Below are 25,212 nucleotides of genomic sequence, written 5' to 3'. Positions count from 1 at the left end.
ATTGACAAATGAGTGAAGAAAACGAAGAATTAGAGAATTTAGGAGAAGGCGTTGAGGAGCAAACAACAGAAACCATAACTCGTGTTACAGGAATGTACAAGGAGTGGTTTCTTGATTATGCGAGTTATGTAATTCTGGAGCGTGCCGTACCTGCGATTGAAGATGGTTTTAAACCAGTACAACGTCGTATCATGCAGTCTATGAAAGATCTAGACGATGGGCGTTATAATAAAGTGGCTAACATCGTTGGTCATGCGATGCAGTATCATCCTCATGGTGATGCCAGTATAGGTGACGCTATGGTGCAAATAGGCCAGAAGGATTTATTAATCGATATGCAAGGAAACTGGGGTAATATTCTCACTGGTGATCCTGCTGCGGCTTCTCGTTATATTGAAGCCCGTATTTCAAAATTTGGTCTAGAGGTTCTCTTTAACCCAAAAATTACCGAGTGGCAATCCAGTTATGATGGTCGTCGTAAAGAACCTATTAATTTACCAGTCAAATTCCCTTTACTCCTTGCTCAAGGTGCAGAAGGTATTGCCGTAGGACTTTCTACAAAAGTATTGCCACATAATTTTGTAGAGTTGATTGAAGCTTCTATAAAACATTTACAAGGCAAACGTTTCAAGCTATATCCAGATTTTCCAACTGGTGGTGCTGCAGACATTTCTAATTACAATGATGGAATGCGTGGCGGGAAAGTGCGAGTGCGAGCAAAAATGCACTCGCCAGACAAGAGTACGATAGTTATTACAGAGATTCCATTTTCTACTACAACCAGTACATTGATTGACTCTATTCTCAAAGCTAATGAGAAAGGAAAGATTAAGATCAAGAAAATAGAAGATAATACAGCAGCAAATGTGGAGATCATGATCCATTTGCCATCTGGATTATCACCTGATAAAACCATAGATGCATTATATGCATTTACGAATTGTGAGGTAAGTATTTCACCGTTAGGTTGTGTAATTGAAGATAACAAACCTCTTTTTGTAGGCGTTTCTGAAATGTTGCGCCGTAGTGCAGATCACACAGTAGAATTACTAAGAGCAGAGTTAGAAATTTTATTACACGAGGTAGAAGAGCAGTGGCACTTTGCGTCTCTTGAGCGTATTTTTATCGAGAATCGTATCTATCGTGATATAGAAGAAGAAGAAACTTGGGAAGGCGTTATAAGTGCCATCGATAAAGGGCTACAACCTCATATAAAGCATTTAAAAAGAACCATTACCGAAGAAGATATCGTAAGATTAACTGAAATACGTATCAAACGTATTTCAAAATTTGATATTGATAAGGCGCAACAAAAAATTGATGCTCTAGAAGACCGCATTGCAGAGCTAAAACATAACTTAGAAAACTTGATCCAGTTTGCGATTGATTATTTTACTAAGTTATTGAAAGACTACGGAAAAGATCGCGAGCGTAAAACAGAATTAAAAAACTTTGAAGATATAGTTGCTTCTAAAGTAGTAATACGTAACACAAAACTTTATGTAAATAGAGAAGAAGGCTTTGTAGGAACTGCTTTAAAACGTGATGAATATGTAGGCGACGTTTCTGATATTGATGATATTATTTGTTTTACCAAAGAAGGTACCATGATGGTAACTAAAGTAGATGCAAAGACATTTATTGGTAAAAACATCGTACATGTTGCTGTTTTTAAGAAAAAAGATAAACGCACCATCTATAATGTCATTTATCGCGATGGTAAAACAGGACCTAGTTATATCAAAAGATTTGCGGTAACAAGTGTGACTAGAGATCGAGAATATCCTATGGGCAAGGCCGAAAAAGGCTCGCAAATACATTATTTCAGCTCTAATCCTAATGGTGAGGCAGAGATTGTAACGGTTAATTTGCGCCAGCAAGGAAGCATTAAAAAGCTTAAATGGGACATTGATTTTTCAGACATTCTCATCAAGAGTAGAACCTCTAGAGGAAACCAGGTTACTAAATACAACATTAAAAAAGTAGAGCTAAAAGAAGAAGGAGTTTCAACTTTAAAGCCACGTAAAATTTGGTTTGATGATACCGTGCAAAGACTTAATGTGGATGGAAGAGGAGAATTACTTGGAGAATTTAGAGGTGAAGACCGCCTTTTAGTTGCCACTCAAAAAGGTATTATTAAAACCATTATACCAGAAGTAACTGCCCGTTTTGATGATGATATGATTGTTCTCGAGAAATGGATACCTAATAAACCTATTACGGCAATTTATTTTAATGGAGAACGTGAATTATTTTATGTAAAACGTTTTTTAATCGAAAATGAAGAACGTGAAGAGGATTTTGTTCCAGAACATGAAAAATCATATCTTGAAGTAATATCCACAGACTATAAGCCAGTTGCAGAGCTTGTTCATGTAAAACCTCGTGGCAAAGAACAGCCAGATAATGAACAAATTTTACTAGAAGAATTTATCGCCGTAAAAGGCATTACAGCGCAAGGTAACATGCTTACTAAGAGTAAGATTAAGCAAATCAATCTGTTAGAGCCTTTACCTTATCAACCTGAAGAAACAGTTCCTGCTCAAGACTTAGAAGTAAACCATGAAGAAACCATTACTAAAAATGATAATGAATCGCTAAATTCAGTAAAAGCTACTAGTGAAAAGATAGACCCAGATTTGCCAGATCCAGAAATTGACGATACAGGACAGTCCAGTTTATTTTAAACTACTATTACAAAAACAATAAGAGCGATAAATTTTATATTTATCGCTTTTTTAATTTTAATATCGCTTCTGCGAAAGCGAAAACAACACAAACTATAAATAAGATTTCCCCACTATGGTATTATTAAAAGAGTTTAAAGAATTTGCGGTAAAAGGTAATATGATTGATATGGCTGTAGGTATTATAATCGGTACAGCTTTTAATAATGTAGTACAAACGCTAGTGAAGAAAATCGTTCTTCCACCTCTTTCATACCTTACTAATGGTGTGAATTTTGAAGATAAAAAGTATATTCTGAGAGAAGCGATAAAGGGCGCTACAGGAGATCGTTCAAAGGAAATAGCTATAAGTTATGGTGAATTAATCAATGTGACTATAGACTTTCTAGTAATTGGTTTTGTAGTATTTATAGTTATTAAACTTATGAATAAACTGCGTAATAATGCACAAGACCCAAAAAACAAAGAAGTAGTGACGCCTAAGGATATTGAATTGTTGAATGACCTCAAAGAGTTAATGCAAGAGCAAAATGCATTGTTAAAGGCTAAATAAAACCGTAGAAATAATTTAATTCACTAGGGAACTTATTCTTACGTTAAATTTTCTTAAGAGGAAACATACAAAGTTATAGTTAGGACTATACTGACACTTTTTTATTTTCTATATGCAGTGCCTATATAAATTTGATCTCGACCAGATTGTTTAAATTCAAAAGTATAGGAATCTTCTTCTGTTCTCAAAATTTTAAATAAATAGGCGCGACTTTCTGAATTAGTTTCTGGATCAATAGGAATTACTCTCCATTCACAATCATTGACCCATTCAATGCGTGAAGTATCCACTTTACTTTCAAAACGTTCGATTTGTAAATCTTTAGTACGCGTAAATTCTGTTTTTAAAAGTTTACCACCACTTTCTTGTTTCCAGATAAAAGTGCCTTCTTGAAAATCTTGGCACTCTCTTTTGTTTTCATAACAACTAGTTGTGAAGAGTAGGATAACTATAAATAGGATGGAGTATTTCATCTTTAACTTTTTCACAAAGTTACTTCACGATCATTTATTTAAGGTATAAAATATTCAAAACTTCCATCATCATAAAGTAAAATTACCTTTTGTATATTTTTCCCCTTATTTATATTTTTTAAAGTAGTTTCTACATCATTTTCAACGGTTGAAAACAGATCATTTGAAACTGGTTTTTCATTCTCATTTATAGCAGTTGAAACTGGGTTGACATGGGTTTTTATAATTGGTGAAGGAACGCTATTTGCATGAGTAGGACCAGTGGTAGTAACCTCAGTTTTTGGATAAGTTCCTTTACCATTTAGTAACCAGTATAGGTCTACTTCTGGAAACTCCTTTACCGTATTGATTACAAAATCAAGACTAGGCTTGTTGCGACCAGAAAGAATATGAGATATAGAACTGCGAGTTACATGGATGCGCTCTGCAAATGAAGAAGCGTTTAAATCGTTTCTATCCATAATTTTTTGCAACCTTTTTGAAAAATCTGCTGAATCTACCATAGGTTACAAAAGTAAACAATTTAAAGCTCATAAATATGTTTATAAATGTAAACATTGATAAAATATAGTTAATAATAGTTGCTTATATAGGCGATTTATGATGAATTAATAGTTTATATAAAAATAATTATATACTTGATATTAAGTGTACAAAGGTTGTCATAGAGCTCACGTATAAAAATATTATGCGGATTATGTTAATTCTTGTTTAATACGTTATTTTAATTCGTTACAATTGTAAACTAGTTAGGATATTGACATATTTACAATTGTAACAAGAATGTTGTTTACGTTTGTTAACCTTAAAGAGTTTACATTTGTACAGCTATAGAAAAACTGTTTTTAAATCAGTTTTTAGACTAAGTCTAAACCTTATTGTTATGCTCTCCAGATATTATACTTATTCTCAATTTGAAGACCATTTGCGGTCGCTTATTAAAACCTTTACTCCTGTTCCATTGCATGAAATGGAAATCGGTAAATCAGTTCTTAATAAATCTATTTACGGAATCAGGATCGGTGAAGGCAAAACAAAAGTATTAGCTTGGTCTCAAATGCACGGTAATGAATCAACTACTACAAGAGCAATTTGTGATCTATTAGAACTTGAAAATATGGATAGTCTTCTTAAGGATATTGAATTGTATATAATTCCCGTATTGAATCCTGATGGTGCTGAAAATTGGACAAGGGTAAATGTAAATAATATTGATTTGAATAGAGATTCTATTTCTTTATCGCAGCCAGAAAGTCTAGTGTTGCATAGGATATTTGAAGAATTTCAACCTGATTATTGTTTTAATCTTCATGGTCAAAGAACGATTTATGGTTCACAGGATGGTAGTGTTCCTGCTCAGATTTCATTTCTAGCTCCAGCTGGAGATCTTAACAAAGAAGTTACTGATGCACGTTTAAGATCCATGAATGTTATAAATGAAATGTATCAATATCTTAAGAACGACGTTTCAGGAATTATAGGTAGGTATAATGATGATTTCAATATCAATTGTGTTGGTGATTTTATGATGAGTAAAGAGGTGCCAACAGTATTGTTTGAAGCAGGTCATGCTGGTGATGACTATTCAAGAAATGAGGTTACAGAAATCATGATTAAAGCTATTAGAATTGCATTAAAATCTGTTAATATTGAGAAGTCAGACAAGGAACTCATTTTATCAAATTATTTGAAAATACCCCAAATGTCAACATGTTATACGGATATTTTAATTAAAAATTATTCATCTGCTGCTGGAAAGCAATCTTTGTGTATACAGTATCATGAACAAATAGAAGATGAAGTTCTGTATTTTGTTCCCATTCTTGTAGGAGTCAATAGATCTGATGTTTTGAATGGACATCGAGTTGTGGATTTAAATAAGGTAGCTAATTTTAAAAATGATATTGTAATAGATAGTAATTTACAGATTTCATCTACATCTCTAAATATTAAAATATTTGCTAATTAATTGTAAAATCACCTGTTTTGTTAGTTTATTGTTAGCTTTTGTCTTTATTTTGCAAAAAATAGTTAGAAAAAGATAAGGTTATGGCAAGAATTGATGAAATAGATAAGCAAATTCTCGATGTTCTTATAGAGAATACAAGAACGCCGTTTACAGATATAGCAAAAAGGCTTAATATTAGTGCTGGAACTGTTCATGTAAGAGTAAAAAAAATGGAAGAAGCTGGTATTATACATGGTTCTTCATTAACTGTTGATTATTACAAATTAGGTTATACTTTTATTGCTTATATAGGTGTGTTCCTTGAGAAAACAAGTACTACACAATTTGTGTTGAGTAGAATAAAGGAAATCCCATTTGTAACCGTTGCTCACATTACTACAGGGAAATTCAATATTTTCTGTAAAATACGTGCTAAAGACACTACGCATGCAAAGAAGATCATTTTTATGTTAGATGATATTGACGGTGTAAGTCGCACAGAGACTATGATAAGCCTTGAAGAAAGTATTAATGATAAGAAGAGGTTGTTACACAAAGTTTTTCAAGATTTATAGATGATTACATTTGATGATATTAAAAAAGATGAATATCCTTCTTATTACACTCCGTACTTAAATCTTGTAGATTCAAAAATCGATTTAATGACAGTTTTAGAACAGTCTCTCGATTCATCACTACATTTTATTGATTCTATAGAAAAACCTATGGATTATTCTTATGCCATTAATAAATGGACAATAGGTGAGGTTATACAACATAATATTGATACAGAACGTGTATTTGCATATCGTGCGTTAAGATTCATGAGGGGAGATTCTACAGCTTTATCAGGTTTTGATCAAGATGTTTTTGTAGATAGTATGAAAGGTTACGCTTTCGCGAAAGCGGATCTTCTAAAATCTTTAAAAACAATAAGATTAGCTACCATAGGATTGTTTAGAAACGTAAACGATGCATCATTAATTTTTAAAGGTAATGCTAGCAATAAAACGATGACGGCTAGAGTGATTCCTTTTATAATTGCTGGTCATAATATGCATCATGAAAATGTTATTATGCAACGTTATTTAAGTTAATTTTTGAATTAAATTACAATAATAAGAGCCTACAAAGAATTCTTTAGTAGGCTTTTATTATTTATGTCCATGTCAATGTAACATCTTTACATTAATTCGAAATAGTTAATACATAGATATGAAAAAGAAACTAGCAATATTAGCCACAGACGGATTTGAAGAAATTGAATTAACTAGTTCAAAGAAGGCATTAGAAGATGCAGGAATAGAGGTTCATATCATAAGTCCAAATAAACATTCTATTAAAGCCTGGAATAATAATAATTGGTCAGATTCATATCAGGTAGATAAACATATAAGTGATGTTCAGTCAACTGATTATCAAGATTTAATGTTGCCTGGATGAGTTATGAATCCTGATAAATTAAGACAAGATGAGAACTCTATAAAATTTATTAAAAGCTTTTTTAAACAAAAGAAACCAGTAAGCGCTATTTACCATGGAATACAACCTTTAATTGATGCAGAAGTATTAAAAGGAAGAAAGTTGACATCATTTCCGTCTTTACGTAAGGATGTTGAAAATTCTGGTGGAAAATGGGTAAATAAAGAAGTTGTCGTTGATGAAGGATTCACAACTAGTAGGTTACCAGAAGATCTTGAAGTGTTTAATGCAAAATTAGTAGAAGAAGTAATGGAAGGAAAGCATGAAAAACAGCATGCTTAGTTATTGTGCTTATAAAAAAAAATGCTCGCTTTAAGCGAGCATTTTTTTTGAAACCTTAATGAATAATTCTGTTACTGATTAAGCATTACTGGCATTACCAGCATAGTAACATTTTCACCTTCATCTAGTCCATCTACAGGAGTAAGAATACCTGCTCTATTAGGTAAAGACATCTCTAAAGAAACATCGTCACAAGTCAAATTATTCAACATTTCTATAAGAAATCTACTGTTGAAACCTATTTGCATATCATCACCTTGATAGTCACAAGTTAACCGCTCATCTGCTTTGTTACTGTAGTCTAAGTCTTCAGCACTTATGTTTAGTTCTGCACCTGCCATTTTAAGCCTGATCTGATGTGTAGTTTTATTAGAGAAAATACTAACACGTCTTACAGAGTTTAAGAATTGTGTTCTAGAAATCGTAAGTTTATTTGGATTTTCTTTTGGGATGACAGCTTCATAATTAGGATATTTACCATCAATCAATCTACATATGATCGTTGTGCTGTCAAAACTAAATTGTGCATTACTTTCATTATATTCTACTAATACCTCGGATTCGCTTCCTTGTAGCATAGCCTTTAGGAGGTTAAGAGGTTTTTTAGGCATTATAAATTCAGCCGTTTGGCTAGCTGAAAGATCTTCTCTTTTGTAGCGAACCAGTTTATGGGCGTCAGTTGCAACAAAGGTTAAAGAATCGCTTGCAAATTGAAAAAATACACCACTCATTACAGGTCTAAGATCGTCGTTACCAGCTGCAAAAATAGTTTTGTTGATCGCTGTAGCAAGAGTATCTCCCATAATAGAAGTACTGCTTGGGTCAGATATGCTTACTGATTTAGGAAACTCTTCAGCTGCCGCGCAAGCGATTTCAGACTTACCTTTATCATGGCTTACAATCATCATATTATCTACAGAATGAAAAGTAAGTGGCTGCTCTGGAAAAGTTTTGAGAGTGTCTAAAAGTAATTTTGCAGGCAAAGCAATGCTTCCATCGTCTTCACTTTCTACATCAAGCTTACTAACAATGGTTGTTTCCATGTCACTAGCAGATACTTTCAGTTTATTACCAACAAGTTCTAGAAGAAAATTATCTAAAATAGGTAAGGTATTGTTATTGTTAATGACTCCTCCTAGTAGTTGTAGGTGTTTTTGTAAATAAGAACTAGATACTATAAATTTCATCAGAGTGTTATTATATTGTGATAATAATTTCTTTTATTTAACGAAAGTTATTAATTTTTCGTTTTTTCAGGGTGTGGTAACTATATTTATAACCTTATTACAAAGATATTTTATATATATCGAGTACCATAATATTTTTATTAATAATTAAATTTTTTCCATAAATATAATTTTATGTTTCAAAAAACTATAAACAATCTTATTTTTTTACTCTTAGGAAGTGCAATACTTTCCACTGCACAGACTAATGAAGAAAGACGAATTATTTCAGATAGTTACAATCAAGAGCAGATTATTTCTTTAAATAATTATTTAAATAATTACAGTAAGACCAATAGCATTCGGTTAAAATTATTGAAAGCGACATATGATTGGCCGGAAACAATCCAGACCAAAAGTGGTAACACAGCTTATTTAATAGGTGTTAATGATTGGGATAGTCCGTTATACGTAAGTACAATGAATGAAGAGGCTGCCCAGATGCAAGGTGCCAGAGAGCTACAAACTGGTGGCTCGTTTGGTTTGAACATAGAAGGTCAGGACATGACTGTTGGTGTATGGGACGGCGGTCAGATTAGAGATTCACACCTATCCTATTTTGGAAGAACTGTACCAGGAGAAGCTTTAACAACTTTAAGTGGACATGCTACGCACGTAGCAGGTACTATTGCTTCTAATGGTGCTGGAGATTCAGCAGCTAGAGGTATTGCGCCTCAATCAACTATAGAATATTATGAATTTCAGAGGTTACCTGAATCTCAAGGTGGTGTCTTAGATGCTGTGGAAATGAGTGCCGCAGCTGCTAGTGGAATGCTTGTGTCAAATCATAGTTATGGTATTCCAGCAGATGTTATTTCTAATTCTGATTTAGGTAAATATGATTCCACTGCACAATCTTGGGATCAAGTAGCAAGAACCTATGAATATTATTTGATAGTTTCTTCTGCAGGAAACTCTCGAAATACAGGTGTAAATCCTTCTGATGGAGGTTATGATTTACTTACTTCTCGTTCTAATGCAAAAAATAATTTAGTAGTAGGAGCTACAGAAGGTGTGGCTAATTATACGGGACCATCAAGTGTATCGATGTCCAATTTTAGCAGTTGGGGACCAACTGATGATGGTAGAATAAAACCAGATATTAGCACCAAAGGCGTTGCTATGTACAGCACTAGTGAACTGTCTGATACGCAGTACTCTTTTAGAAGTGGTACTTCTATGTCTTCTCCTGCTGTTGCTGCTGGTGCGATATTGTTACAACAGTATTACAATTCTCTTAATAACAATTATATGAAAGCCGCTACGCTTAAGGGGCTAATGTTACATACAGCAGATGAAGCTGGTAGATTTGATGGTCCAGATTACGCTTTTGGTTGGGGGCTTTTAAATACAGAAAAGGCTGCTACGGCGATAAGGAGCAAAGGAAATGAAGCATCTATATCAGAGTTAAGCCTTTCCCAGGGTACAACTTATACAGAGACTTTTACTTCTACAGGAAATTTAGATTTCGACAATAAACTAGTTATTTCAATATCTTGGACTGATACTCCTGCTAATAATCTTCCAAGTCTTTTAAATGATGATAGAGCACCAATGATTGTAAATGATCTAGATCTAGTAGTGACTTCTTCATCAGGGACTGTATATTATCCTTGGAAACTAGATCCAGATTTTCCTAACACCGCTGCGACAACTGGTGTTAATGACGTAGACAACTATGAAAAAATCGAAATAGATCAACTAACTGGTGATTTTACAGTTTCTGTTTCACATAAAGGAAGCTTATTTAGGTCAAGAGCACAAAACTTCAGTCTGATTGTTACTGGGGTTACTTCAGGTACTTTATCTACTGATCTTAATGAATTAAATTCTCTTAAATTATTCCCTAATCCAGCAAATGATCAATTTAATGTTTCTTTAGGAAGCGCAAATTTTAGTAAAGAAGTTTCTATTGATGTTTTCGACATTTTAGGAAAACAAATTATGAGTAATACCTATGATAATTCTGGTAATTTTGAACAATCCATAGATGTGTCTCAATTGAATAGTGGTATTTATCTTGTAAGAGTAAGGAGTGGAAAAACATTTGAAACTAGAAAATTAATTGTGAAATAGCTTTCACTTCAAATTAATTGATAAATTGCCTTTGTTTTCTAACAAAGGCAATTTTTTTATGATTGATCCCAGTTTAATAGCGTTTTTAGAGAAGCTCGCAATGAATAACAATAAGCCATGGTTTGAAGAGCGTAAGCCTTTTTTCAAAAAGCTAGATGCAGATTTTAAAAATGTCGCAAAACATATCAAGGAAAATCTTGATCAACACGATGTTATTGAAAAAACAAAAACATTTAGAATTTATCGAGATATCCGCTTTTCAAAAGATAAAACACCTTTCAAAACACATCGTAGTGTTAATTGGATCAGAGCAGGAGAAGAAAGGAGAGGTAGTTACTTTATGCGCATTAAGCCCAACGATAATTTGATAGGTGTAGGATTCTTTGGCCCAGAAAAAGAAGACTTATTAAGAGTTAGGAAAGAATTAGAATTAGATGCACAAGAGTTGCGTTCCATAATTAAAGAAAACAATTTAAAAAATTGTTGGGGCGATCTACAAGGAGAACAACTTAAAACAGCACCTAGAAATTTTGATAAGAATCATCCTGATATGGATCTTATACGATACAAGTCCTTCTACTTCATGAAATCATTCACAAATGAAGAAGTCATGAGTACGGCATTTCCAAAAATAGTTGATGATTGTTTTAAAAAAATAAGACCGTTTTTAGACTACATGACTGATGTGTTAACCACAGATTTAAATGGCGAGTCTATTTTATAATTCTATCCACTGGAATTTTCAAATAACTGCATGTTGCTTATTAATCGTTCACGCACTAGATTCATTATACGTTTATTTAAAGCGCTAGAATTTGTGGTGTAATGTTCGAATTCATCCATCGTAAATAAACCAGTAAAGACGCCTTTTAGTGTACTTCTAAATTTTTGGTCTCTATTGACTGCGTTTTCAATATAATCCATTCGTTTTTGTGCCGTGAGCCCGTAAAACACATTTTTGTGCTTGGTAATGTAATTTTTAAAAATAGCTATCAATAGATCGTTTTGTAGTTTTGCAATAGGTCTTAAAGTAGCATTTTGAAAATGTTCTTCATCGCTCATGTTTTCATCTATACGCACTCCAATAAGGTTAGGTCTAAGTCTTACTAAATTTTCATCTCTTTGGTCCATGACATTTTTTTTAAATATAAGGTCGCACTTCCGTTAGATAGGTATTAGCTTAGTTCGATTCTCAACAAGTTTGTTAACACTAATATCTTTTAAAAGTTTTTGAATAATTATCTGGTTATTCCGCTTTCGCGAAAGCGATATAAATTAACCATCTTAGTGATATAATAATTCAGAACCAAAGCTCAAAAATCAATAGAGGTTCTTATTTTTACACCTATGCAGTATTTCATTGATGTTATTCTACCACTTCCGCTAGAAAGGTATTTTACCTATACTATCAACGCTGCCGAGTTTGAGTTTCTGAAGCCAGGTATGCGAGTGGCCGTTCCATTTGGAAAATCTAAAATTTATACTGGGATTGTTCATCGAGTACATCAAGAAAATATTGCAACCTATGAAGTGAAAGATATTGAATTCATTATTGATGAAGATCCTATTGTAACAAAGGATCAGCTCAAGTTTTGGGAATGGATTAGCTCTTATTATTTGTGTGCCGTAGGTCAAGTAATGAGAGCGGCGTTACCTAAATCGTTTCTTTTAGAAAGTGAAACGATCGTGTTAAAAAACGAATCGACTTTCATTGAAGATACCGAGTTGAATGATCGCGAATTTCTAGTTATGGAAGCTTTACAGAATCGCAATGCCTTAAAAGTACAAGAGGTAATGGATATTCTAGATCGTAAAACGGTGTTGCCTATTTTACAAACAATGCTAGAAAAGGGTTACATCATTCTGCAAGAAGAATTGTACAATACCTATAAATCTAAAACCCAGAAATATATCTTTCTTCAAAAAGAATTTAAGAAAGAAGAACGATTAAAATCTGTTTTAGAAGAATTGCAGCGCGCTCCTAAACAACGAGAAGCAGTTATGACGCTCTTTATGATGCAAGCAGGAAATCAAAGAGATGTGACTAAAAAACAACTTCTAGAACGCGCAAACGTAACCGCTGCTGTCATCAAATCGCTAGTTTCTAAAGGCATTCTTAATGAAGTAGAAAAGGATATAGATCGTGTTCTTGATAAAGAAGAAGAAGGAGCAGAATTATTTGAACTTAATGAAGATCAAAATAATGCTTTGAAAGAAATTAAATCTAGTTTTGAGCAGCAGAAAACGGTATTGTTGCATGGTGTTACGTCCAGTGGAAAAACCCAACTGTATGTAGAATTGATCAAAAAACAATTAGAAAAAGGAAATCAATCACTTTACTTACTTCCAGAAATAGCATTGACCACGCAATTAATCTCTAGGTTAAAAAACTTTTTTAAACATCAAGTACTAGTCTATCATTCAAAGTACAACCTTAATGAACGGCTAGAAGTGTGGAATCATGTAATTAATGCTAGTGAGCCTTACGTGGTTATAGGTGCTCGTAGTTCTATGTTATTGCCTTTTCAAAAATTGGGATTGATCATTATAGATGAAGAGCATGAAACTAGCTTTAAGCAATTTGACCCAGCACCACGCTATCATGCCAGAGATGCGGCAATAGTTTTAGGTCACATGAAGAAGGCTGCGGTACTGTTGGGTAGTGCGACACCATCACTAGAAAGCTATTACAACGCCAGTTCTGGTAAATACCATCTTGTAGAATTGAAAAGGCGCTTTGGTAATGTCCAGATGCCAGAAATCAATATGGTAGATATTAAAGAAAAACATAAGCGCAAGAAAATGAATGGTCATTTCTCTGATACGCTCATTGATCAAATGCAGCTAGCTTTTAAAGAAAGAAACCAAGTTATACTTTTTCAAAATAGAAGAGGATATGCGCCTATTATGGAGTGTGGTACATGTGGCAATGCGCCACAATGTCCTAATTGCGACGTAAGTTTAACTTATCATCAATACAAAGGACAGTTAAGATGTCATTATTGTGGATACCATACTTTTGTTCCTAAAGAATGTCCTTCATGTTCTAGCAATGCTCTAGATACAAAAGGCTTTGGTACAGAGCAAATTGAGCAAGAATTTAGAATGTTGTTTCCTAATCACAAGGTAGCTCGTATGGATTTAGATACCACTAGAGGAAAAAATTCTTATCATAAATTGATTCATCAGATGGATACTGGTGAGATAGATTGTCTAGTAGGTACGCAAATGATTACAAAAGGCCTTGATTTTAGAAATGTAAGTCTTGTAGGCGTTATGAATGCAGACTCTATGCTCAATTTCCCAGATTTTAGAGCTCATGAAAGATGTTTTCAACTGTTAACTCAGGTGGCTGGAAGGGCAGGAAGAACTAAAGAAAGAGGTAAAGTTTTGATACAAAGTTATAATCCAGAGCATATGATTTTACAGCAGGTCAGTTCTTACGATTATAACACTATGTATAGAGAGCAAGTAGAGGAGCGTTATCAATTTAAATATCCGCCATTTCAAAGATTGATAAGAATAACATTTAAACACCGTGATTATCAGACTACATTGGATTCTAGCACCTGGTTTGTAAATGCATTAAATCAGATACCGCATGGAGTAGTTGTTTTAGGTCCAGAATTTCCACCAGTTTCACGTATTAGAAATTTGTACAATATTCATGTCATCATAAAACTGGCAAAACAACAATCTCCAGAGCAAATAAAGGGTTATATAATTAAGGTCAAAAAAAGTTTTGAATCTATTAAGCAATATAGGTCTGTGAGGTGCAATATAGATGTAGATGCTTATTAAATAAGTCTTGTTGTTCTCGCTTTCGCGAAAGCGGAATAAAAATGGTGCTAAAAAAAGCCTCTTGTAAAGTGGCTTAAATTTTTAGGACATTATTTCTAAAACTGGGACAAGGCTTCAACTAAATCAGATTTTCTATTACGACTTAGTGGAAGAACTTCGTTGCCTAATTCTACAGCTTTAGAATTGAACTTTTCTACTCTTCTTAGATTAACAATGTAAGACTTGTGTATGCGTAAAAAATCCTCTGCAGGAAGTGAATTTTCAAAGGATTTCATGGTAGAAAGTACGATAAGGTTGTCTTCATCAGTAATTAATTTTACATAATCACCTAAGGCCTGTATATATTTTAATTCTTTTAAATAAACCTTACGCTTTTTAAGATTACTCTTAACAAAGATAAATTCACCGCGATCTTCTACCATCTCTGTTTTCATCTTTTGTGCAAGTAATGCTCTTTCAACCGAATATAAAAAACGATCCTTTTTAATAGGTTTTTGTAAATAATCTATGGCAGCATAATCAAATGCTTTTACTGCATATTTAGTTTGTCCTGTTATGAAAATCACACCTGGCTTATCCGAAATGTCATCTAAGAGGTCAAAACCGCTAAGAATGGGCATTTCAATATCTAAAAAAATTAGATCAATACTTTGTTCTTTTAATGCAGTTTCAGTCTCTACCGCGTTACTAAATTCGCCCTTTAGTTTAAGATTGGGGTGGCTTTCGATCATTTTTACAATCGCCAGTCTTTGTATACTAGAATCATCTACTACAAAACAATTAAGGGTAATATTACTCATGGTAAATTTTAAGATATTTAAGACAATAATACTCTCTTTTCTGATGAAATGCAAGTGCTACTCACATTTAAACGAATTTATATACTATTTAGCGAATTTACCATAGTTATAACAATATGTGTATTTTAAACTATGTATAGGTTTTTAAGAATATTAGGTCATTATCCCTTATTTTGAGTTATATATTAAAGGTGAGCCTTTATAAGTTTTAATTAATTGTGAACTTAATGAATTTTGTATTAGCGGTTTTCTTATGAGTAGCCATTTAATCACAGTGAAAATAATACAATGACCGTGTTAATTATCAATAAATAAGTCTGGATTTAAGACTTTAGAAATTACGATCCTAAGGTTCTTTATTAGCGACGCAAAATTAAAAAGAAACTTATTGTTTATAGACTAGAAAAAGATTATTTTTGCAGCCGTTTAAAAATATTAATTATGAATCAATACGAAACTGTTTTCATTTTGAATCCCGTTTTATCTGATGATCAGGTAAAGGAGACAGTAAAGAAGTTTGAGAATTTCCTTACAGAGCGTGGTGCAAAAATGGTAGCCAAAGAAGATTGGGGCCTAAAAAAACTGGCTTATGCAATTGAAAACAAAAAAAGTGGTTTTTACCACCTTTTCCAATTTGAAGTACCTGGTGAGGTTATTAACGACTATGAAGTAGAATTCGGTCGTGATGAGCGTGTCATGAGATACCTTACTGTTAAGCTTGATAAGTATGCTATCGAGTGGGCAGAAAAAAGAAGAAGTAGAATGTCTAAAAAATCTAAAGCTTAAATTATGGCAACATTACAACAACAAGCTAAAGGTAAAAAAGATGGTGATATCCGTTACCTTTCTCCTTTAAAGATAGAGACTCAAGAAAGAAAGAAATACTGTCGTTTCAAACGTAGTGGTATTAAATACATAGATTACAAAGATGCAGATTGGCTTTTTGGATTTGTGAACGAACAAGGAAAATTACTTCCACGTCGTCTTACTGGAACTTCTTTAAAATATCAACGTAAAGTAGCTGTAGCTGTTAAGCGTGCTCGTCACATAGCTATCATGCCTTACGTGGGTGATTTACTTAAATAATAAAATCAGATTAACAATATGGAACTTATATTAAAAAAAGACGTAGAGCACCTAGGTTTTACTGACGATTTAGTGACTGTTAAGCCTGGTTATGGTCGTAATTTCTTAATCCCTCAAGGTATGGCTGTAATGGCTACCAGTAGTGCAAAGAAAGTATTGGCTGAAACTCTTAAGCAAAGAGCTCACAAAGAAGCTGCAAATGTAAAAGCTGCAAAAGCGCAAGCTGATCAACTTGCAACTCTTGAATTAAAAATACCTGCAAAAACTGGTGATGGAAGCAAATTATTTGGTTCTATTACTACTGCTGATGTTTCTGATTTACTTGCCAAAAACGGAATCGAGATAGAGAAGAAATTTATCTCAGTTGCTGGTGGTGCAATTAAAAGATTAGGACAGTACGAAGCAGATATACGTTTTCACAGAGATGTAACTGCAAAAGCTACATTTACTGTCGTAGAAGAGAAATAAGAGTATATCTTATATTTAGTAAAGCCGTTTCAATTTATTGAAACGGCTTTTTTTAATTTTAATTTTCAAATAAGATTTTATGAAATATAGAAGACTTACTAAAGAACAGTTAGAAGAAATGCACCAAGAGTTTATTAACTTTTTGGCGACTCAATCCATTACAGCCAAAGAATGGAATGATATTAAAACGAATCAACCAGAAATTGCAGAGCAAGAAATAGATGTATTCTCTGATCTTGTTTGGGAAGGTGTTTTGACTAAAGCAGAGTTTTTAGAACATATCTCTCCTAGAACAATGAATTTGTTTTCATTAGGAGAAAAAGAAATGGAATTGATTTCTATAATGGTAGGAGACGAATTAATTGATATTACCACTAAAGAAGGATATCAATGGCTTCAAAAAAACTTATTAGACGATGAAGTAAAAATATTCACTGCAAAAAAAGCATATAGTGATGATCCTAATGCAGATAAGTTTAAGCTTATTGAAACAGGTGCGATAATAACTAAAGGTCAGTTATTCAATTATTTTGATGATCTTATGGAACTAGGCAAAGAATCTAACGGTTTTTAAAATAATTTTAGGAAGAACACTTTTTTTTTACCAATTAATTTTGTTTTCATTTAGTAACTTTAAATAAATTGAATAAAATGTCAAATTACTAGATAATTTTTTTATCTGAAGTACAATTAAAAATGAAAAGTAAGCTTGATAAAGGAGGTGATTCCAATAGTCTGAATTCAAATTCTGAAAAGGAAATACAAACTTTAAATATCAAAAATTCGATGAAAAAGAGATCTTTGTCCTACAGATGGGAGAACAGTCGATTTCTAGCTGTACGAATTTCTTATAAAGTTTTACATTCTATCTGGATAGTTGTCATGGCCGTAGGTATGTTTCTTGCTTGGTTGATTGCCATATTAGCTACATGATACAAGAGATTCCTTTAAAAACTTTGCACATAGCGTTTGTAATATTTGTAATTACCTACTTTGGGGTGCAACTTACTAAGTTCTTTGAGTATCCATCCAGTTCCTTTATTAATTACTATATGAATGATCTTATAGCAATTCCTATTGTTGCTACCATAAGCTTGTATATTTTGTGGCTCATTAAAAAAGACTATGGTATAAGGTTAGATGTTTTTAGTTTAGCGAGCTTGTTAATATTATATTCTGTTTACTTTGAGCTATATCTGCCAGAATATAATTCACGCTATACTGGTGATGTGTGGGATATCATTTGCTATCTTATTGGAGCGGTCGTATTTTATATATTACAAAAACTACCTTAACCTGTAAAACTTAATTTAAACCTTGTTTAACAAAAACCATTGCAAACCTATTATCGATATAGAGTTATTAAAAAAATGGTTATTCAATTTATCTTTGATTTCAACTCTCGGAATTTTAATCAATTCAATGTCTTCTTTTTCTGAAGTAGAACCACCACCTTTTGAGATCTTTTGTAAAGAAGTTACCTCTACATAAAAAATACTAATTTGTTCAGATAACATTCCTGGTGACGGAAAGTATTCTACTATAAGTTTTAAATCGGTCACTTGGTAACCTATTTCTTCTTCCACTTCTCTTATCGCAGCTTGCTCAGCTGTTTCATCTTTATCTATGGCACCTGCAGGAAGTTCGATGGTCCAGGCATGACCATGTCTTGAACTAGGATAGCGAAACTGTTTTATAAATAGAAAGCTATCGGTATCCTTTTCATATAGTAAAACAGCAATAGCATTTCCTTTATCTAAGGCTAGGCGAGTGGCAGTTACTTTTTGATCGCTATTGAAAGAGTCATGAGTAACCTCTGCCTTATAGATTTTAAGAAAGTCATTGAAGACTAGTTCTTCTTCTTTGATATGATACTTCATATTAAATAAATTAAAAAAAAATCGCTCATTTATTCAAATGAGCGATTTTAAATATGTGTTTTAAATTTAATTACCTCTTAATCTCAGCTCCAAATTTATTCATATAACGCTCATACAATTGTGTTTGATGAGAGTTTAAAGAAATATCTCTACCATCAATAAATGCCCGTGTCAATTGATTACCTCGCATGTCTAAAGCATTTCCTCTAGAAATAAATAAAGTAGCGCTTTTACCTTGTTCTAAAGAACCGTAATTTTTATCGATTCCTAAGATTTTTGCAGGAGTTAAAGTAATCATCATTAATGCTTTTTCCATATCCATTCCATAACCAGCAACGGTTCCTGCATAGAAAGGAAAATTACGCGTTTGATGTCTTTCCATACTTCCAGAATTTTCTAAAGCTACCATCACGCCTTTATCAGCAAGTAGTTTTGGAAATTTATAAGGCATATCAAAGTCTTCATCTTCTCTAGAAGGTAAATCATGAACACGACCAGCAAGAACAGGAACATTCATAGCAACTAATTGTGCCGCTACTTTATCTCCTTCACGACCACCTACAATGACAGGTTTTTTGATATTGTTTGCTTTTACAAAAGCCAGCACATCGATGATTCCTTTCTCACCATTTACATGAAAATAAAAGTTATCGTCACCATTCAAAGCATTTTTAAGCGCTGCATATTTTAAATTAACACCTACAGGATTAGGTGTTGCGCTGTAAGCTCGCGCGCTGTTCAAAAAGTCAGATAACTCTTCAATTTGCTCGTCATAGTTTTTACTAGGTTCTATAGGTCCTGGATTTCTCCATGAACCACTTCTACTAAATGTAGATGGCCAGTTGATATGGATTCCATCGTCTGTCCTTACCGCAGCATCTTCCCAGTTCCAGGCATCTAATTGTACGACACTAGAATTTCCAGAAATTCGTCCACCTCGTGGTACTATTTGTGCCATAAGTACACCATTAGGTCTCATAGATTCTACCACGCGACTTTCAGCATTATAAGCAATTAGAGAGCGTATATGCGGATTGTAGGTTCCTATCTCGCGCTCGTCATCACTTGCATTTACAGCATCAACTTCTACTAATCCCAAAGTAGAATTCATCGCTATGATTCCGGGATACACATGCATTCCATAAGCATCAATTTTCTCTCCTTTAATGTCCATTTTCACCACAGTAGCGTCTGCAATGGCACTGATTTTACCATTTTCAATCACTATAACAGAGTTCTCAATCACATCTCCATTACCTATATGAGCGGTTGCATTCATAATAGTGTACGTCCCAGTTTGTACTGGTGCTGGCGTCTGTTGTGCTATTGCAGTCATGGCAAATAAGGCACAAATCGTATATAATAAGTTTTTCATTGTCTTCATTTTACCAGTGGATTGTTTCACATTCATATAAACCTTTATCCTTCTTTTTAGGTGTTTGAGTTTTCATTCCTTTGTTTTTAGCAAGGATCATCTCATTTACTAGTTGTTGTCTTTCTTCTTTTATGCTTTCGCGAAAGCGTAAGTCGCGTTCCATATCAAAAAACACAATTCCATCTATCATGGTAATTTCTGGTCTTGCGGTAACGCTTAATGGATTTGCATTCCAAAGAACTAAATCTGCATCTTTACCTTTTTTAATACTTCCAGTACGGTCATCGATGTGTAATAGTTTTGCAGGATTTAGAGTTACAAACTTCCAAGCTTCCTCTTCACTAACGCCTCCATATTTTACAGCTTTTGCAGCTTCTTGATTGAGACGTCTTGACATCTCTGCATCATCAGAGTTAAAAGCTACAGTTACACCTTGTGAGTGCATGATGGCACCATTGTAAGGAATAGCATCATTCACTTCGTATTTATAAGCCCACCAGTCGCTAAATGTAGAACCGCCTACACCATGCTTTGCCATTTTATCAGCCACTTTATATCCTTCAAGAATATGCGTAAAAGTGTTGATACGGAAACCGTGCTTCTCTGCAACCTTCATTAACATATTGATCTCGCTTTGTACATAAGAGTGACAAGAAACAAAACGTTCACTTTCCAAGATCTCAAGTAATACTTCCATTTCTTCATCATAACGGAAGTCGGCATCTTTCTTAGAATTGGCATATTCTCTAGCTCTGGAGAAATAATCTTCAAAAACTTGTTCAACACCCATACGAGTCTGTGGAAAACGAACACCAAATTGATAACGCGATTGCTTAACATTTTCTCCTAGTGCAAATTTTATAAATTTAGGAGAATCACTGTAAATCATCTCGTCTGCTTTGTAGCCCCATTTTAATTTAATGATCGCACTTCTTCCACCTATAGGATTTGCACTACCATGTAGTAATTGTGATGTGGTAACACCACCAGCAAGATCACGGTAAATGTTGATATCTTCGTGATCTACGACATCTTCAATTGTCACCTCTGCAGTAGAATTGTGACCAGCTTCATTTACACCATTATCAATGGCTATATGAGAATGCTCATCTACGATTCCAGAAGTTAAATGTTTTCCTGTAGCATCGACTACACGAGCACTTCCAGCACTTAAGTTTTTACCGATTTTTGAAATCTTTCCGTCTTTTACTAATACGTCTGTATTTTCAAGAATACCATCCTGTTCATTAGTCCATACTGTTGCATTGCGATATAAGACAGTTTCTTCAGTAGGTTTTGTTTCACTTCCATAACCTATATTAGGATAGGTCATGCGGCCCATTTGCTTTATAGATTTTTTATCATCTTCTTTCTCTTCATCTTCGTCATCCTCTTTTTTAGCATCAGTATCAGACTTTACGGCTGTAAAAGTTACTTCACTACCATTAGGTAAATAAGCTGTTCCTTTTAAATCATTTTTTTGTGTTGTCGCAAGAAAGCGTGTATAAGACTTGTTGTCTTTATCCTTTTGAGTTGTCACAATGTTGATCCAATCGCCGTCGTACGAAATTTTAGAACCTAAGGTTGTGCTATCTATTTTTACTGTAGAGCTTTTCCCTTTTCCTTTAATAGTGATGTCATATTTTAAACCATTTATCGTTGTAGTGTAAGAACCATCTATATCTTGAGTACTTCTATCCTTAAGAATATGTTTAGATCCTTTAACCCAATTTTCATAAATCTCTGTATCGTCTTCAAACAACTTTCCAGAGGTCATAATAAAGTTGGCTAGCTTTCCTTTTTCAAGTGTTCCAACCATATTTGATACTTTAAGAATACTTGCTGGAGTAGTTGTAAGAGCGGCAAGCGCTTGATCTTCTGTAAGACCATATTCCATTGCTTGCTTTAACTTTTTCATTAATTCTCCAGGAGATTTTAAATCCTTTGTAGTTATGGCATAAGTGATTCCAGCTTTAGTTAGCATCATTAAATTTCCAGGAGCTTGTTTCCATTCTCTCATGTCACCTAGGTTTACAAAATCTTCTAGATAAGGATTAGAAACATCATAGGCGTCTGGAAAGTTTACTGGTACAATTAGCGCAGCATTAGTTGCTTTAACATCATCAATCATTTCATAAGCATCTTCTCCACCTACGATAACAAATTGTTTTCCTACACGATCTCCTAACTTATCAACTCTTAAGATATTACGCTTGTTTCCGGCTTCAATAATTTGAACTAGGTTCTTTTTTGCATTAAGTGCTTCTAAAGACAGGTCTTTTGATTTTGCATGTCCTTTTGCATACCAGTCTGCATCAAAGTGTGTCTGTCTAAGTAATGCCAGAGTACCCATAAGTGAAGTAGGATAGGTTTGATTGGTCTGACTACTTCTACTCAAAGAGAAAAAGTTTCCACTTTCTTGTTTTAGTATACGGTTTTCGTCCGTACTGTTATTTTCTAGCGCTATAAACATTCCGTTTCCACGAGCAATTCCATCATGAAGATGAGTTTGCATAGATCCAAAACCTGCATCGATATATTTTTTAGCCTCTTTTTCATCATATTCATAATGATCCATAGCACTTTGTTCTGCTCTTATGTGATCGTTCCAGTAATATCCTTTTCGTCCTTCATCATATTGGGCTACTCTACTACTAGAAGCTCTTTGAGGAGATTTCATTGCAATATCACCGTAAGATTCTATAAATGATGGGTAAATATAATTACCAGCAGCATCTTCAATAACTGCATTTTTAGGAATAGTGATACCGCTTCCTATAGCTTCAATTTTACCATTTTTAATGATAATCGTCCCATTGGAAATGACTTTTCCAGGACTCGTCACTATGGTAGCATTTGTAATAACACGAGTGACATTACTCACAGCACTGATGTCATCATTGTTTGGGAAATACTCTTGAGCTTGCAAAGAAAAACAAACCAAAAGCATGAGAGATAGTATTCTTTTCATGAATTAAGATTTAGACTATAAATATAGCCAAAACGGAAGGGAATACAACTCATAAAGATTTCTTAAAGACCTTAACAGGCTTGTTATGCAGGTCTCTAGTAAATTAATTTGAATGACTATAAGAATTTAAATAAAAAAGTCTCAAATCTAAAGTTAGATTTGAGACTTTTTTATTTAAAGAAAAGATTGCTACTTCATTTTACGATTAGCTTTTTTAGCTAATCGGCTTACCTTTTTGTTTAAGTCTTTCATTAATTTATCTACAGCGCTTTCACACATAGGTTGAATTTTTTCAGTTTTCATGACTGGAACTCCTCCTACCATTACAGCCTTTTTCTTAGAACCAGCAACTTCATTAAATTGGAATATACTATTGTTATCTTTAGTATATAAATCCATGCTGTAACGAGCTTGAATACTAACATAGCCAAAACTACCAACTCCTGTTTTAACAAAACCAAAAGATAATTTAACAAACATAATTGCATCTACATCTAGAGCTTCTGCTACGGCTTTTAAAGCCTTAACATTTTTGCGATAAGGAGGAATAGCTTGATAACCATCTATGGAAACTGTTGTTTCAGAATTAGTAAATAAACTTTTTCCTTCTGTGTAAACAGGTTCAAATGATTTGTAAGCCTCATTATTAATGACAGTTTGTTCATCTATAATTTCAAAATCAAAGTTCTTTTTATATTCTGCAAAAAATGCTTTGTGTAGTTTATTTAAAGGTTCTGTAAGGTTAAAGTTAGGATCTTCGCTCAGACTCGTGTTTTTTGCGATCAAATCTGCAGCTCCGCTTATGTTTGATAAATCGATAGTTTTATCTGCATAGAAAGTAATCACAGCTACCTTTTTCTTTTGGGCCGTTACTATCATTCCTAAACTTAAAAATACTAATAGAAAAAATGCACTTAAATTCTTCATTTGGTTGTTTTTGTTGATTTTTGAATCTTTAAAGATAATGTTTTTCAGATTTCTAAAATCACTTATAATAATTAACCAGTAATGCAACTACATAGCTATAAGTATCCATTCCACCAGGTTGATTATTTGCTTTTAAGTAAGCATTGTAGGTAACTTGAGAAACATCTTCAATAATACCTTCATATTGCTTCCAGAAATCTCTTAATTCCTGATAGTTTCTAAAAATCCCGTCCTTAATTAATGGTCGTATGCTTTGGTACTTCTCAGGATCACGTCGGTACAAATCATTAATGCAATAACGCAGTGCAAAAATAGATGCGCTGTATTGAAAATAAAGATCTTCATGATTCATTCCTGCTATGATGGCAATGAAATTTGCTTCATTTTCCTTTGCAAAACCCAACTGATGGGACATTTCATGTAACGTAAGCACTGGCGTTTTATAATTATTGATCCATGCATTGGTATGCGCTTCACCAGTAAGCGGATTCAAATAACCGCTATATCCCATATAAGATAATGGTACAGTGAGTAAGGACTTCTTAATACTAGCATTTCCATAGCTCAACGCTGGATAAATGTGATCGATATTTTTAAATCCTTTTGGCGCAAGTTCAAATAGCTCTGACTGTGATCGATTAAAAACAACTGGCAAAGAATCTACAGGTTGTAATTGATCATACAATTTATTGGAAGTATCAACCAGTTGACAAATGACGGTTTCCAGTTCTTCAGTCGTATAATCGTTTTCTAAATTTAGAACCTCATGTAGCGGTTCACGATAATAATTAAAACCCCACATGCAGTGAAAAAGGGCGATGATTATATTAAGAGAAAGGAATAGTTGGGTATACCGCTTTCGCGAAAGCGAGATCAAACCCTTTTTACTTAACCATAACCATCTTATGATCATGATTATGGAAATGGTGTAAATTAAATCACCAAATGAAAAAGGTAACCAACCTAACCCAAATCGCATGGCTTTTGCGATATAAGGATAGAGCCCGGTGCTGTACAAAGACTCTACTTTTGCTGGAACGTATCGCAAACTGTAGTAAAATAGAACTTGAAGAACTAATAACCCAATGGCGATAAGTAACGATCTATTTTTAAGCATGGAGAATAAGACTCTTTAAATTTTACTCAAATATATTTGATTTGATTATTCTTTCACGAC

At 33.6% G+C, this 25,212-nt stretch carries 23 protein-coding genes and 1 pseudogene; 14 read left to right on the top strand and 10 right to left on the bottom strand.

Translation table 11 applies throughout. The annotated features are described in order from the left end of the window. The first annotated feature begins 8 nt into the window (after nucleotides 1–8). Both ACTF54_RS07125 and mscL read left to right on the top strand, forming a co-directional pair. Nucleotides 9–2,687, top strand: a complete 2,679-nt coding sequence (locus ACTF54_RS07125; protein ID WP_347197171.1) for a DNA gyrase/topoisomerase IV subunit A — start codon at nucleotides 9–11, stop codon at nucleotides 2,685–2,687. A gap of 115 nt (nucleotides 2,688–2,802) precedes the next feature. Next, the gene (mscL, locus tag ACTF54_RS07120) at nucleotides 2,803–3,240 is read left to right on the top strand and encodes a large conductance mechanosensitive channel protein MscL (protein ID WP_347197170.1); all 438 of its coding nucleotides are present in this window, start codon (nucleotides 2,803–2,805) and stop codon (nucleotides 3,238–3,240) included. Between the two features lie 101 nt (nucleotides 3,241–3,341). On the opposite strand, the gene ACTF54_RS07115 is transcribed toward mscL, so the two are convergent. Both ACTF54_RS07115 and ACTF54_RS07110 read right to left on the bottom strand, forming a co-directional pair. Continuing rightward, entirely contained in the window at nucleotides 3,342–3,713 is a 372-nt protein-coding gene (locus ACTF54_RS07115; protein ID WP_438969042.1) for a DNA topoisomerase IV, read from the bottom strand. A 38-nt stretch (nucleotides 3,714–3,751) separates the two neighbouring features. After that, entirely contained in the window at nucleotides 3,752–4,216 is a 465-nt protein-coding gene (locus tag ACTF54_RS07110) for a helix-turn-helix domain-containing protein (protein ID WP_347197168.1), read from the bottom strand. A gap of 380 nt (nucleotides 4,217–4,596) precedes the next feature. Here ACTF54_RS07110 and ACTF54_RS07105 point away from each other — a divergent pair, with 380 nt between their 5' ends. The 4 genes and pseudogenes from ACTF54_RS07105 (at nucleotide 4,597) to ACTF54_RS07090 (ending at nucleotide 7,425) form a co-directional block, all read left to right on the top strand. Then, a complete protein-coding gene (locus ACTF54_RS07105) occupies nucleotides 4,597–5,682 on the top strand; it encodes a M14 family zinc carboxypeptidase (protein WP_347197167.1) in 1,086 nt (361 codons plus the stop codon). Nucleotides 5,683–5,762: 80 nt separating this feature from the next. Next, nucleotides 5,763–6,236, top strand: coding sequence for an Lrp/AsnC family transcriptional regulator (locus tag ACTF54_RS07100; protein WP_347197166.1), 474 nt, complete (start codon nucleotides 5,763–5,765; stop codon nucleotides 6,234–6,236). Next, entirely contained in the window at nucleotides 6,237–6,758 is a 522-nt protein-coding gene (locus ACTF54_RS07095; protein ID WP_347197165.1) for a DinB family protein, read from the top strand. 118 nt (nucleotides 6,759–6,876) lie between these two features. Beyond that, nucleotides 6,877–7,425: pseudogene (locus ACTF54_RS07090) on the top strand (type 1 glutamine amidotransferase domain-containing protein). 71 nt (nucleotides 7,426–7,496) lie between these two features. Here the strand turns inward: ACTF54_RS07090 and dnaN are convergent. After that, nucleotides 7,497–8,612, bottom strand: coding sequence for a DNA polymerase III subunit beta (gene dnaN, locus ACTF54_RS07085; RefSeq protein WP_347196588.1), 1,116 nt, complete (start codon nucleotides 8,610–8,612; stop codon nucleotides 7,497–7,499). A 174-nt stretch (nucleotides 8,613–8,786) separates the two neighbouring features. On the opposite strand from dnaN, the gene ACTF54_RS07080 reads away from it, so the two are divergent. Both ACTF54_RS07080 and ACTF54_RS07075 read left to right on the top strand, forming a co-directional pair. Then, a complete protein-coding gene (locus ACTF54_RS07080) occupies nucleotides 8,787–10,727 on the top strand; it encodes a S8 family serine peptidase (RefSeq protein ID WP_438969041.1) in 1,941 nt (646 codons plus the stop codon). A gap of 58 nt (nucleotides 10,728–10,785) precedes the next feature. Further along, nucleotides 10,786–11,451: a DUF2461 domain-containing protein gene (locus ACTF54_RS07075; protein ID WP_347196590.1), complete on the top strand. Its 666-nt coding sequence runs from the start codon at nucleotides 10,786–10,788 to the stop codon at nucleotides 11,449–11,451. A 2-nt stretch (nucleotides 11,452–11,453) separates the two neighbouring features. Here ACTF54_RS07075 and ACTF54_RS07070 read toward each other — a convergent pair whose 3' ends face one another. Next, complete coding sequence (locus ACTF54_RS07070) at nucleotides 11,454–11,858, bottom strand: glyoxalase (protein WP_347196591.1); 405 nt, start codon at nucleotides 11,856–11,858, stop codon at nucleotides 11,454–11,456. Between the two features lie 216 nt (nucleotides 11,859–12,074). On the opposite strand from ACTF54_RS07070, the gene priA reads away from it, so the two are divergent. Continuing rightward, nucleotides 12,075–14,528: a replication restart helicase PriA gene (priA, locus tag ACTF54_RS07065; RefSeq protein WP_438969040.1), complete on the top strand. Its 2,454-nt coding sequence runs from the start codon at nucleotides 12,075–12,077 to the stop codon at nucleotides 14,526–14,528. A gap of 95 nt (nucleotides 14,529–14,623) precedes the next feature. On the opposite strand, the gene ACTF54_RS07060 is transcribed toward priA, so the two are convergent. After that, nucleotides 14,624–15,328 carry a LytR/AlgR family response regulator transcription factor gene (locus ACTF54_RS07060; RefSeq protein ID WP_438969039.1) on the bottom strand — a complete coding sequence of 235 codons (705 nt, stop codon included), beginning with the start codon at nucleotides 15,326–15,328 and terminating at the stop codon, nucleotides 14,624–14,626. A gap of 441 nt (nucleotides 15,329–15,769) precedes the next feature. On the opposite strand from ACTF54_RS07060, the gene rpsF reads away from it, so the two are divergent. The 5 genes from rpsF (at nucleotide 15,770) to ACTF54_RS07035 (ending at nucleotide 17,815) form a co-directional block, all read left to right on the top strand. After that, complete coding sequence (rpsF, locus tag ACTF54_RS07055; protein WP_347196594.1) at nucleotides 15,770–16,114, top strand: 30S ribosomal protein S6; 345 nt, start codon at nucleotides 15,770–15,772, stop codon at nucleotides 16,112–16,114. 3 nt (nucleotides 16,115–16,117) lie between these two features. Further along, nucleotides 16,118–16,414: a 30S ribosomal protein S18 gene (gene rpsR / locus ACTF54_RS07050; RefSeq protein WP_015363620.1), complete on the top strand. Its 297-nt coding sequence runs from the start codon at nucleotides 16,118–16,120 to the stop codon at nucleotides 16,412–16,414. An 18-nt stretch (nucleotides 16,415–16,432) separates the two neighbouring features. Beyond that, on the top strand, nucleotides 16,433–16,882 hold the full coding sequence (gene rplI / locus ACTF54_RS07045) for a 50S ribosomal protein L9 (RefSeq protein WP_347196595.1): 450 nt from the start codon (nucleotides 16,433–16,435) through the stop codon (nucleotides 16,880–16,882). A gap of 79 nt (nucleotides 16,883–16,961) precedes the next feature. Beyond that, nucleotides 16,962–17,456, top strand: coding sequence for a DUF6495 family protein (locus ACTF54_RS07040; RefSeq protein ID WP_347196596.1), 495 nt, complete (start codon nucleotides 16,962–16,964; stop codon nucleotides 17,454–17,456). A gap of 122 nt (nucleotides 17,457–17,578) precedes the next feature. Beyond that, nucleotides 17,579–17,815, top strand: coding sequence for a hypothetical protein (locus ACTF54_RS07035; protein WP_438969038.1), 237 nt, complete (start codon nucleotides 17,579–17,581; stop codon nucleotides 17,813–17,815). Nucleotides 17,816–18,192: 377 nt separating this feature from the next. Here ACTF54_RS07035 and ACTF54_RS07030 read toward each other — a convergent pair whose 3' ends face one another. The 5 genes from ACTF54_RS07030 to ACTF54_RS07010 all read right to left on the bottom strand — a co-directional run bounded on the left by ACTF54_RS07030 (nucleotide 18,193) and on the right by ACTF54_RS07010 (nucleotide 25,152). Beyond that, a complete protein-coding gene (locus tag ACTF54_RS07030) occupies nucleotides 18,193–18,762 on the bottom strand; it encodes an NUDIX domain-containing protein (RefSeq protein ID WP_438969037.1) in 570 nt (189 codons plus the stop codon). Between the two features lie 70 nt (nucleotides 18,763–18,832). Continuing rightward, a complete protein-coding gene (locus ACTF54_RS07025; RefSeq protein ID WP_347196600.1) occupies nucleotides 18,833–20,146 on the bottom strand; it encodes an amidohydrolase family protein in 1,314 nt (437 codons plus the stop codon). 1 nt (nucleotide 20,147) lies between these two features. Then, the gene (locus ACTF54_RS07020) at nucleotides 20,148–23,108 is read right to left on the bottom strand and encodes an amidohydrolase family protein (protein WP_347201954.1); all 2,961 of its coding nucleotides are present in this window, start codon (nucleotides 23,106–23,108) and stop codon (nucleotides 20,148–20,150) included. 189 nt (nucleotides 23,109–23,297) lie between these two features. After that, entirely contained in the window at nucleotides 23,298–24,035 is a 738-nt protein-coding gene (locus ACTF54_RS07015; protein ID WP_347196539.1) for a hypothetical protein, read from the bottom strand. A gap of 58 nt (nucleotides 24,036–24,093) precedes the next feature. Then, nucleotides 24,094–25,152: a DUF3810 domain-containing protein gene (locus ACTF54_RS07010; protein WP_438969036.1), complete on the bottom strand. Its 1,059-nt coding sequence runs from the start codon at nucleotides 25,150–25,152 to the stop codon at nucleotides 24,094–24,096. Nucleotides 25,153–25,212 lie beyond the last annotated feature (60 nt).

It is taken from the genome of Nonlabens sp., from assembly GCF_965657255.1.
Classification (GTDB): domain Bacteria; phylum Bacteroidota; class Bacteroidia; order Flavobacteriales; family Flavobacteriaceae; genus Nonlabens.
The sequence above is the reverse complement of the archived record's forward strand: the minus strand, read 5'-3'. Positions and strand labels throughout refer to the sequence as shown.

Excerpts from the sequence above, each read along its gene's own strand:
- ACTF54_RS07080 (WP_438969041.1), top strand. The coding sequence starts at position 8,787 with ATGTTTCAAAAAACTATAAACAATCTTATTTTTTTACTCTTAGGAAGT.
- ACTF54_RS07040 (WP_347196596.1), top strand. The coding sequence starts at position 16,962 with ATGAAATATAGAAGACTTACTAAAGAACAGTTAGAAGAAATGCACCAA.
- ACTF54_RS07070 (WP_347196591.1), bottom strand. The coding sequence starts at position 11,858 with ATGGACCAAAGAGATGAAAATTTAGTAAGACTTAGACCTAACCTTATT.
- ACTF54_RS07020 (WP_347201954.1), bottom strand. The coding sequence starts at position 23,108 with ATGAAAAGAATACTATCTCTCATGCTTTTGGTTTGTTTTTCTTTGCAA.
- ACTF54_RS07010 (WP_438969036.1), bottom strand. The coding sequence starts at position 25,152 with ATGCTTAAAAATAGATCGTTACTTATCGCCATTGGGTTATTAGTTCTT.
- ACTF54_RS07030 (WP_438969037.1), bottom strand. The coding sequence starts at position 18,762 with ATGAAGTATCATATCAAAGAAGAAGAACTAGTCTTCAATGACTTTCTT.
- ACTF54_RS07035 (WP_438969038.1), top strand. The coding sequence starts at position 17,579 with ATGAAAAGTAAGCTTGATAAAGGAGGTGATTCCAATAGTCTGAATTCA.
- ACTF54_RS07025 (WP_347196600.1), bottom strand. The coding sequence starts at position 20,146 with ATGAAGACAATGAAAAACTTATTATATACGATTTGTGCCTTATTTGCC.
- ACTF54_RS07015 (WP_347196539.1), bottom strand. The coding sequence starts at position 24,035 with ATGAAGAATTTAAGTGCATTTTTTCTATTAGTATTTTTAAGTTTAGGA.
- rpsR (WP_015363620.1), top strand. The coding sequence starts at position 16,118 with ATGGCAACATTACAACAACAAGCTAAAGGTAAAAAAGATGGTGATATC.
- ACTF54_RS07095 (WP_347197165.1), top strand. The coding sequence starts at position 6,237 with ATGATTACATTTGATGATATTAAAAAAGATGAATATCCTTCTTATTAC.
- ACTF54_RS07110 (WP_347197168.1), bottom strand. The coding sequence starts at position 4,216 with ATGGTAGATTCAGCAGATTTTTCAAAAAGGTTGCAAAAAATTATGGAT.
- ACTF54_RS07075 (WP_347196590.1), top strand. The coding sequence starts at position 10,786 with ATGATTGATCCCAGTTTAATAGCGTTTTTAGAGAAGCTCGCAATGAAT.
- priA (WP_438969040.1), top strand. The coding sequence starts at position 12,075 with ATGCAGTATTTCATTGATGTTATTCTACCACTTCCGCTAGAAAGGTAT.
- ACTF54_RS07105 (WP_347197167.1), top strand. The coding sequence starts at position 4,597 with ATGCTCTCCAGATATTATACTTATTCTCAATTTGAAGACCATTTGCGG.
- ACTF54_RS07125 (WP_347197171.1), top strand. The coding sequence starts at position 9 with ATGAGTGAAGAAAACGAAGAATTAGAGAATTTAGGAGAAGGCGTTGAG.
- ACTF54_RS07060 (WP_438969039.1), bottom strand. The coding sequence starts at position 15,328 with ATGAGTAATATTACCCTTAATTGTTTTGTAGTAGATGATTCTAGTATA.
- rpsF (WP_347196594.1), top strand. The coding sequence starts at position 15,770 with ATGAATCAATACGAAACTGTTTTCATTTTGAATCCCGTTTTATCTGAT.
- dnaN (WP_347196588.1), bottom strand. The coding sequence starts at position 8,612 with ATGAAATTTATAGTATCTAGTTCTTATTTACAAAAACACCTACAACTA.
- rplI (WP_347196595.1), top strand. The coding sequence starts at position 16,433 with ATGGAACTTATATTAAAAAAAGACGTAGAGCACCTAGGTTTTACTGAC.
- ACTF54_RS07100 (WP_347197166.1), top strand. The coding sequence starts at position 5,763 with ATGGCAAGAATTGATGAAATAGATAAGCAAATTCTCGATGTTCTTATA.
- ACTF54_RS07115 (WP_438969042.1), bottom strand. The coding sequence starts at position 3,713 with ATGAAATACTCCATCCTATTTATAGTTATCCTACTCTTCACAACTAGT.
- mscL (WP_347197170.1), top strand. The coding sequence starts at position 2,803 with ATGGTATTATTAAAAGAGTTTAAAGAATTTGCGGTAAAAGGTAATATG.